Here is a 7,375-nt window from a genome sequence, read left to right as displayed (position 1 = left end):
GGATACAGAAAATATCAGCCCATAACCTTGGCTGGCGATATATCCGAAGAAACTGCAATTTTAATAGAAGAAAAAGGCATGCATCTTCCTGGAATAGATGTTGAAATAGAGCCTATCAGATATTATCCTGAAGGAGAACTTGCAGCACATGTGCTTGGGTATTTGGGAAAAATAAGCACAGGGGTGGAAGTTGAGCGATATGTTGATGAAATGGGATATTCGTCGGATGCGTTCATAGGAAAGACCGGCATTGAAAAAAGCTACGAAACTCTGCTAAAGGGCCAAAATGGTTTTAAAAAGGTGGAAGTGGATGTATATGGACAATTAATATCAAAAATAAGTGAAGAAAAACCAATTCCGGGAAAGGATATTGTTCTTACAATAGACGCTGGGCTTCAAAAGACGGCGGAAACTGCCTTGGAAAAAGTTTTAAATAGAATACAGACCAAGAGCGTATACGAGAGTCCATGGGGCGATTATACATTTGGAGAGCAGTCTCCAAATGCTGATTCGGGAGCGGTTGTAGCAATAGATGTAAATTCCGGCGAAATCCTGGCGATGGCCAATTTTCCGTCCTTCGACCCGAACTTGTTTACTACGGGAATAAATCAAACCGATTGGAACAACCTGCAACCTGTAAATGCTAGGAATCCGCTTGCGGCAAGACCGATGTACAATATAGCTGCGCTGACTGCAGTGCAACCCGGGTCTACATTCAAGATGATTACAGTCTTGGCAGCTCTTGAACAGGGACTGAATCCATATGAATCCATATATTCGAATGGGAGGATAGAACTTGCCGATCGCGATTTCGGTTGCTGGATATGGAATGATTACCATGCGAAGCATGGACTTACAAACCTTATAAGAGCAATTGAGGTTTCATGCAACTATTATTTTTACAGCATATCGGTCGGATACGACTTCTATAAAGATAGGCCCATGGATTTTGAAATGAATGTTGAAACAATGCTTGATTATGCCAAAAAATTTGGATTGGGAGAAAACACCGGAATAGAAATTGAAGAGGCGGCGTATGGAGTGCCCGATCCTACAAAAGAAATTGCAAATAAAAAATATTATCTAAAACTGAAACTTAAAGATGTGGCCGAAGAATATTTCGAGGCTGAAATTTTTGAGGATGCAGAGAAATTGGATGAAATAGTGAAAGTGATTGCGGATTGGGCAGAGGAGAATCCTTCCAGAGGTGAAATAATAAGCAGGCTTTCGAAGATTGGGGTTAGAGACGAAAATGTTGAAAATTCGCGTTTAGCAAAAGTCGAAGCCCTTGCTGATTTGATTAAATACAGCTACTTCAACCAAATAGCGTGGGATGTTGGGGACACGTTCAACCTGGCGATAGGACAGGGCGGGCATACATACACTTCCCTTCAGATGGCTAGATACGTTGCTGCTATTGCCAATGGGGGTACGCTTTATGACTTGACACTCAACAGTGAAAACAGCGGAAACGGGGTAGAAATAGATCTTAAGGATTCGAAAAACTTATCATATTTGAGGGAAGGCATGCTAGCGGTTACCTCGGGTGATGAAGGAACTGCCAAAGCACTTTTTGCCGATTTTCCAGTTAAAGTTGGAGCAAAGACAGGAACAGCCGAAAAAGAGGGCAAGATTCCACCATCTGATGAAGTTGAATATTTTAAGCAACATTTCAAAGAGTACAATTCTTATCTCGGAAATCTTTCTGCTTTGGGTAAATATGAAGGGAACTCATTAGAGCTTGCTGCAATGGAATCCTTGGTGGACGATATTACAAAGGAGCGCAATGAAGAGATTACTGCTTTTGAGAAGGCTGGTCAATCTGATAAAATTGCGCAAAAAGTAAGAAGCGGATATCTTGACGATGGAGTGATTTGGCAAAGTGCCCTTGACGAGTATACGGATGGAGCGCTGGACAAAACTGTTCTTGATTCCTACAAGGAGGATTACAAGAGTTTTGCGTGGTTCGTTGCGTTTGCACCTTATGAGAACCCGCGCATAGCTGTAGCTGTTCTTCTTTTCCAGGGTGCTCATGGTGGATACGCGGCACCTGTGGCAAGGGATATAATTGCGGAGTATCTTGAACTTGAAGAGCCGGCTATTGAAAACCTTGATATGCAGGATAATTTACAGGGGACGGAGTGAGTTTATGTTTGAAAGAAAAATGCTTAAACATTTCGATTTTATACTGTTCATAACAATGGTGTTGATAATTGCCCTTGGAATCGTAATTATTGCAAGTGCTACACATTATACTGAAAACGGACTGACAAGGCAGGTAAAGGTACAAACCATAGCCTTCGGGCTTGGACTTGTTGTTATGTTTTTTATGATTGCTGTAGACTATAATTATTTGGGAGATTTGTACAAAATTGTTTATGTATTATCGATTTTGATGTTGCTTATGGTCTATATACCGGGATTGGGAGCTATAAGGGGTGGAGCCAGAAGCTGGATTGACATAGGTCCTATAGACATACAGACATCCGAGCTTGCAAAAATAGGATTCATATTGTCCTACGGAAAATTCTTGGAAAGCCGCTATGGCAACATAGGTAGCATAGGAGAAATAGTGATGGCGCTCATTTTTCCATTGCCGTTTTTATTGCTTATATTGATACAGCCGGATCTTGGTAGTGCGTTGGTTTTTGTAGTCATTACAGCAGGAATGCTTTTTGTTGCAGGTATGCCATGGAGATTTTTTATAGGAGGCGGGGCATTTGGAATAGCAATGATCCCTGTTGCATATAGATTCATGGGTGACCATCAGAAAAGAAGGATAGATGCTTTTTTAAACCCGTCAAACACCGATTTGCCTGGCAATTATCATGTCAGGCAATCAAAGATCACTATTGGGTCTGGGCAGTTAAACGGAAAAGGGCTTTTTATGGGAACTCAGACAAGATACGATTTTTTACCGGTTCAGGAAACCGACTTTATTTTTGCGGTTTTGGTGGAAGAACTGGGTTTTATTGGAGGCGCATGCCTTATACTTTTGTATTTCATACTGCTGCACCGAATGTTTAGCGTGGCAAAAAACTCCAAGGATGCATATGGAACCCTTGTGGTATCTGGAATAATATCGATGTTTCTTTATCAAATAGTCCAGAATATTGGTATGACAATGGGTGTCATGCCTGTAACAGGCGTTACCCTTCCTTTCATGAGTTACGGGGGAAGCTCGCTGATAATAAGCATGGCGGCGATAGGAATTGTGTTGGGAATTTCGATTAGAAGGCAGAAAATCAAATTTTAGAAAGTATTATGGAGGATTGGTATGCAAATAGATTATTTATTGAAACAGGTGGAAAAACCGAGCCGTTATATCGGGGGAGAAGTGAACTCGATAAACAAGGAGATTAGCGAAGAGACGGTGCGTTTCGGTTTCGCATTTCCGGACGTATATGAAATAGGAATGTCTTTTATGGGTTTGCATATATTGTATTTTCTGCTTAACGACATGGATGACGTTTTCTGTGAGCGGCTTTTTTCTCCGTGGACTGATATGGAAAAAATCATGAGGGAAACTGAAACGCCGTTATTTACTATGGAGTCGCGGACACCGGCCGGAAAGCTTGATATCATAGGATTCACACTGCAATATGAAATGAGTTATTCTAATATAGTAAACATGCTTGATTTGTCAGGATTACCGGTTTTCGCAAGAGATAGAGACGAATCCCATCCATTGATCATAGCTGGAGGGCCATGCGCATTCAATCCCGAACCGTTGGCAGATTTTATAGATGTTGTTTTCATAGGCGATTCGGAGAACATACTGCCCGAATTCATAGAGCGGTTCAAGGTTCACAAGACTGAAAAGACAGCAAAAAGGGAATTTTTAAAAAGCATAGTGGATATTTCTGGAATATACATTCCCTCTTTTTATGAGGCCGATTATGAAGACGGTATGTTTGTTGGAATAAATCCTATTGAAAAAGAAGCCCCCACCATCATAAAAAAGAACATAGTGATTGATTTGGATAAATCGTATTTTCCTTCAAAACAGATTGTTCCTTACGCAGACGCAGTACATGACAGAGCTGTTATCGAAATTTTTAGGGGTTGCACAAGGGGATGCAGATTCTGTCATGCAGGCATGGTTTATAGACCGGTCAGGGAGCGATCAATCGATACAATCTCAGAAATAGTTGACAATATAATAAAAAATACTGGATACGATGAGCTTTCACTGGCTTCCCTAAGCACAAGCGATTATTCGGATTTGGGATCATTGGTTGAAAAACTGCTCAGCCGCTATGAAAAGGAGCGCGTAGGCATATCGCTTCCGTCACTTAGGCTTGACAGTTTTTCCATGGAGATACTGCAAAGGATACAGCGCGTAAGAAAGACTGGGCTAACCTTTGCCCCGGAAGCCGGAACCCAGAGGTTGAGGGATGTAATCAACAAGGGGATAGAGGAAAAGGATCTAATAGAATCTGTTGAAAATGCCTTCAATCTGGGATGGGATTCCGTTAAACTATACTTTATGATAGGACTCCCGACTGAGACGGAAGAGGACCTTGATGGCATTTATGATCTTGCGAAAAAAGTGTTGGAGACCTACTACAGAATGCCAAAGGAAAAAAGAAGGAGAAAGCCGAGGATAACAGTCAGTGTTTCCAATTTTGTACCCAAGGCCTTCACGCCTTTCCAATGGGAGGGACAGGACGATCCATCCGTTTTCATGGAGAAGCATAGATATTTAAGTAAAATGTTCAGGAAGGAAAAAACAATACAATTCAATTATCATGACGCAGATACGAGCTTTATGGAATCCGTATTCTCAAGGGGCGACCGAAGGCTTTCTGAGGTGATTCACAAGGCATGGATTTCAGGGTGTAAATTTGATAGCTGGAGCGAATATTTTAACTACGATAAGTGGATTGCGGCAATGGAGGATTCGGGACTTGATCCGATTGCTTATGCAAACAGGTTTTCCGACTACAACCAAGCATTGTCGTGGGATCATATAAGCGCCGGAATAGAAAAACAGTTTCTTGCAAGTGAAAACGAAAAAGCAAAAATTGGCGAATTGACGGAGGATTGCAGGCAGGGATGCAGCAATTGCGGAATTTCAAAGAATTATAGAGGTACGTGCGATGTATAGAATAAGAGCGAGATATGAAAAAAAAGGCAGGGTCAAATACCTGGGGCATCTTGAGATAATCAAGGTTTTTGAACGTGCATTCAGAAGAAGTGGGGTTCCGCTTAAATATACTGAGGGATTCAATCCCCATCCTAAAATGAGCTTTGCGCTGCCTTCATCGGTTGGTTTTTCAAGCACCGGGGAATATATGGATGTTGAAGTGACGGAAATCGTTGAAATGCACAAATTCATTATCGCCATGAATGAAACGCTTCCGGAAGGGCTTAGGATTATTGCCGGCGGGTATGTGGAGCCAAAGGCAAAATCACTTATGAGCAAAGTGGACTATTCCGAATTTCAAATTGATTTTTCAATTCAAAAGGAGCTGGTCGGCAGGCTTGAAAAGCTCCTAAGCTTGGAATCCATATTAGCAATAAAACAAACCAAGTCTGGAAAAATAGTTGAAAACAATCTGAAAGACGATATACACGGATTTGAAATAATAAAAGGCGAAGGCAATGCAATCACTTTAAAGGTACTTCTTAGTGCGGGAAGCCGAGGCAATCTTAATCCCATTTTCCTTTTGAAGGGGTTGGGGGAGAAGCTTGGCGAAGAAATTAATTCAAATGAGGCTAATGTTTTGAGGATTGATATTTTTGCAAGTACAGATGATGGGCCGCTATCTTTTGAGAAGACAATTTCTGAGGTGGCTATGCAGTGAATGCAATTGTATTCAATACGATAGGACGCATTAAAAGGGCTGCCGTTATTTTTGACGACACTGTCTACAGGCTTGAGGTTTCGGAAGGAAAAGAGGGCCGAATAGGAGATATATACATGGGAAGAGTCGCTAAGGTGCTGGATTCTTTGCAGGCGGTGTTTGTAGATATTGGAATTGATAAAAACGGATATCTTCAAAAGGAAGATCTTAAGGGCGGTTACGAAAAAGACAGAATTTCAGAGCTTTTAAAAATGGGGGATGAAATTGCAGTTCAGATAAAAAAGGAAGCAGTAGGGGACAAGGGCCCTAAACTTACAGGAAAGCTGAGCGTTCAGGGGGATGGACTTGTTTTTTACGACGACGACAAGAATAGAATAGCCCTTTCAAACAAGGTGAATAATCCCAAATCAATCAGACGCCTTAAGGAACTGGCCTACTCTATGCATGACAAGCCTTGCGGAATGATAATAAGGACACATGCGGAAACGCTATCATATGAAGCAATAAAGAAAGATTATGAAAATCTCGAAGCGAAATGGGAAGATATTTGTGCGCAAAAGGTATATGCAATGGCACCGAAAAGAATTTATAAGGGTAGAGATTTTGTAGTTGAAACGGTAATAAACAATTCCTATAAAGGCATAGAAAAAATTGTTTTTGACTGTGATGAGGATATGAAATCCGTTCTAAATGCCTGCGCAGGGATAGAAAGTAAAACCTGCGAATTTCGAGATATATCGGAAGGCTTTAACACTTTTTCATTATTTTCTTTAGAAAAAACATTGGAAGAGGCGGTAAAGAAAAAAATATGGCTTAAGAGTGGCGGGAACATAGTGATAGAGGAGACCGAAGCTTTAACATCAATTGATGTTAATTCGGCTAAAAGCGCGGCAAAGGCGCCGCGCACCGTGGCAGCAGCGACAAATATGGAAGCGGCTATTGAGGCATCAAGGCAAATAATTTTGAGAAATCTTTCGGGAATGATTCTTGTTGATTTTATAGATGCGGACAGAAGAGCCCAAGAAGAGCTTTGCAAAGCGATGGAAGACGTTTTCATTCGATATGACAATCGAAAGTTCGATATTTATGGATTTACAAAAGCCGGCTTGTTTGAAATGGCAAGAGAGAAAAAAGGCGTTTCGATAGGAAGATTCCACATGAGGGAAGAGATATTTGAAAAACCGGTCTACACACTGGGGAAAATTGAGAGAGAATTGGCGAGAATCAAATCCGAAACATCCATGGTGAAATTGGAACTTGGAATCGATAGTTCTACAGGAATATGGCTTGAAAAAAGAGGGTATCAAGAGCTTGTAAAGGAACGATACGGATTGTCACTTGAAATAAAGAAAGGCAAAGATATTAAACCCGGAGATTTTGAAATTTCCTATTTGTAAATTGATGCTTTTGTGATATAATCGACTTGTGTCAACCACTTTTGAAAATGTCCCAATAAATCGCAAACATTAGCACCAGAATTTGGTGCTAGATTTGAATTATTAAGCTATATTTTTTCTATGGGCCTGTTTTTTCATATATCGTTCAAAAGATGCCTGTTTCCACGG

General features: G+C 40.9%; 5 protein-coding genes. All 5 read left to right on the top strand.

Translation table 11 applies throughout. The features are described from left to right. The coding region (locus tag JJE29_08685; protein MBK5252690.1) for a penicillin-binding protein at nt 1–2,145 on the top strand (2,145 nt) is incomplete at its 5' end. Between the two features lie 4 nt (nt 2,146–2,149). Beyond that, a complete protein-coding gene (gene rodA, locus JJE29_08680; protein MBK5252689.1) occupies nt 2,150–3,256 on the top strand; it encodes a rod shape-determining protein RodA in 1,107 nt (368 codons plus the stop codon). A 15-nt stretch (nt 3,257–3,271) separates the two neighbouring features. Further along, complete coding sequence (locus JJE29_08675; GenBank protein MBK5252688.1) at nt 3,272–5,110, top strand: TIGR03960 family B12-binding radical SAM protein; 1,839 nt, start codon at nt 3,272–3,274, stop codon at nt 5,108–5,110. After that, nucleotides 5,103–5,810: a DUF2344 domain-containing protein gene (locus tag JJE29_08670; GenBank protein ID MBK5252687.1), complete on the top strand. Its 708-nt coding sequence runs from the start codon at nt 5,103–5,105 to the stop codon at nt 5,808–5,810. Before JJE29_08675 ends, JJE29_08670 begins: the two co-directional genes overlap by 8 nt. Next, the gene (locus JJE29_08665) at nt 5,807–7,207 is read left to right on the top strand and encodes a ribonuclease E/G (GenBank protein MBK5252686.1); all 1,401 of its coding nucleotides are present in this window, start codon (nt 5,807–5,809) and stop codon (nt 7,205–7,207) included. The genes JJE29_08670 and JJE29_08665 overlap by 4 nt, the downstream gene beginning before the upstream one ends. Nucleotides 7,208–7,375 lie beyond the last annotated feature (168 nt).

The sequence above is a fragment of the Peptostreptococcaceae bacterium genome (assembly GCA_016649995.1).
GTDB lineage: Bacteria > Bacillota > Clostridia > Peptostreptococcales > BM714 > BM714.
This window is presented reverse-complemented; position numbering and strand designations above follow the sequence as displayed.